Raw genomic sequence first — 2,889 nt, forward strand, 5'->3', positions numbered from 1 at the left:
CACCCATATTCAACTTCACATAATTTATAATAGCTTCTAGATTACTTAATTCTATATGTGAGTTAAATTTAATATCTTCATTTTCTAGAAAATCTTCGAATCGTTCTCTAGTTCCACTACCATCTTCTCTTATAATAAATTTACTATCTTTTAAATCATCTACTGTTAATTGTGTTTTTCCATTCCATTTATGATATATGGAACTTATAAATACAAGCTCATCTTTCCATATATCTTTTAATATTATCTCCTTTGAATCTGCCCTACCTTCTATAAAGGCAACATCTACTTTATTGTCCAATAAAAGCGCCTCTATATTATGCTTATTATCTATTATCATAGATACTTCAATATCTTTTTCCTCTTCATTAAACTTATGTATTATATAGGGCATTATATATGTACCTATAGTTTTACTTGCACCTATAACCAATTTTCCTTTATTACTTTTAGATGAACGTACTATATTTATACCTTCTTCATAAATATTTAGTATTCGTCTTGTATACTCATAAAAAACTTCACCTTCATGAGTTAAATATAATTTCTTACCTATTCTATCAAACAATTTTGTACCTATTTCTGACTCAATTTCTGATATAGATTGACTTATGGATGGCTGGCTAATATACATATCTTTTGCAACCTTACTCATATTTAAGTATTTTGCTGTTTTATAAAAAATCTCTAATTTTCTAATATTCATAGGTATGTCCTCCTAATGTATATAATACCATATTACTAATAAAAAAGAAGTGAAAATAAAATCCCACCTCTTTTTTAATATTATTATTATTTTTTATATATTGTATTACCTTCTTTTATTGTTTCTAATACTTTTATATCTTTAATTTCTGAACCATTTACTTCTAAAGGATTTCTATCAAGAATTACGAAGTCTGCAACTTTGCCCTCTTCTATAGATCCTTTTTCATCTTCTTCAAAATATTGATAAGCTGCATTTATTGTTAAGGCTTTTATTGCCTCACTAACAGAAAGCTTTTGATCTGCTCCTAACACCCTACCACTTTGAGTTTGTCTATTAACTGCATTATGCATTGCCAGTATTTGATTTGGCATCTTTACAGGTGAGTCTTGGTGTAGTGTAAAATTAATATTTCTTACTAATGCTGATTTTGCTGGACTTAATCTATTAGCTCTTTCTGGTCCAAATACTGATTCGTAATGATAATCTCCCCAGAACCATATATGATCTAAAAAGAATGTTGGTATTATTCCAAGTCCCTTCATATCATCTAACTGATCTTCTCTAACTGTTTGAGCATGTACCATTACTGGTCTTAAATCGGTTTTATTATTTACTAACTTTAAAGCATTTTTGTAACATCTTATAAATTGATCTGCTGCTGCATCACCATTGCAGTGAACATTTACTTGTATATTATTCTCAATTAAAGATTTAAAATATTCTGTTACACCTTTATCTTCTTGAGTTGCATAACCACAATAATCTTTAGATTCTCCTTCTGGTACTTCATAGTATGGCTTAGTTAACCATGCTGTTTTTCCTTGTGGTGAACCATCAAGCCAAGTTTTTCCTCCTAATAATTTATAATGATTATAGTATTTTCTCTTTGGTGTTCCTTCATTCTTTAATAATTTCAATGTTGTATGTTGAACAGCTTGACCTACAATATCTATTATTAATTCATTTTTTTGAGCTGCTAAATTTAAAAGTTGATTTAGTTTTTCATCAATACTTGCATCTTGAGCTGTTGTTATTCCATATGATGCATATATTTGCTGTGCCTTTTTTATACAATTCAAAAGTGTCTCTACTGATGGTTCAGGAATTACCTTTCTCTTTTCAGGAGATAAACAAGCATTTTCTTCTAATACACCATTAGGTTCATTTGAACCATCTACGATTCTAACAACTCCACCGTCTGGTACTTCATAGTTTTCTCCTACATATCCAAAGGCTTCTGAAGCTTTTGAATTTGTAGTTGCAATATGACCAGAAGCATGACTTATAAATATTGGAATATCTTTGTTTACTAAATCTAAATCAAATTTAGTTGGATGCTCTTCATTTTCATATCTTGTATTATCATAACCAAATCCTATTATCCATTCACCATTTTTAGGTGGATTATTCACTAAAGAATTTTTTAATATTTCTATAAATTCTTTTTTAGAGTTTGCTTCACTTAAATTTACTATCATCAAAGTCTGAGCTACAGCAATTATATGACTATGTGAATCTATAAAACCAGGTAACATAGTTTTACCATCTAAATCTACTAATTCTGTATCTTCTTCTTTTAATTTTAATATTTCTTCTTTTGATCCGGTTTTAACTATTTTTCCATTTTCAACTAAAACAGCATCTACCATAGGCTCATTATCATTTACTGTTATTATTTTTCCATTAAAATATATTTTTTTCATTTTATCGCCCTACTCTTTTGTATATTATTTTGATATTGTGTTATCGTTAATTGCTTGTACCAATTTTTTATTTTGATCTTTAACTTTTTTTATTGATGTAAGTAGTAAAGTATATCCTAAAAGTATACATCCTATCATTACAATCCATCCTGTATTAAATCCAAAATTATCTACTATCATACCAAATAATGTTGAACCAAATGCAAATCCTAGTGCAAATTGTAAACTTATAATACCTAATATTACACTGGATTCTTTTTTACCAAATACATCTGTAGCCATAAATGCTGGAGCTGACATATATGAATAAACATTTAATCCATATGCTACAGAGAATAAAAATGCTAAACTATGAATTTCACCAGCCATCATTAATCCTATTATAGCTATGATTGAAAGTATTAATGATATAGACATTGTTTTTAGTGTTCCTATTTTATCAAATAAAGCTCCTCCAGTTACATTTCCTATTAAACC

At 28.2% G+C, this 2,889-nt stretch carries 3 protein-coding genes; all 3 read right to left on the minus strand.

The annotated features are described in order from the left end of the window. A partial coding sequence (locus J7G74_RS08750) for a LysR substrate-binding domain-containing protein (protein WP_297134226.1) occupies window positions 1-706 on the minus strand: 706 nt, incomplete at its 3' end. An 86-nt stretch (window positions 707-792) separates the two neighbouring features. Then, complete coding sequence (locus tag J7G74_RS08755) at window positions 793-2,412, minus strand: amidohydrolase (protein ID WP_297134228.1); 1,620 nt, start codon at window positions 2,410-2,412, stop codon at window positions 793-795. 24 nt (window positions 2,413-2,436) lie between these two features. Beyond that, window positions 2,437-2,889, minus strand: a 453-nt coding sequence (locus J7G74_RS08760) for an MFS transporter (protein WP_297134231.1), incomplete at its 5' end; no start/stop codon positions are given.

It is taken from the genome of Terrisporobacter sp. (assembly GCF_017888745.1).
In the GTDB taxonomy this organism is placed as follows: Bacteria; Bacillota; Clostridia; order Peptostreptococcales; family Peptostreptococcaceae; genus Terrisporobacter.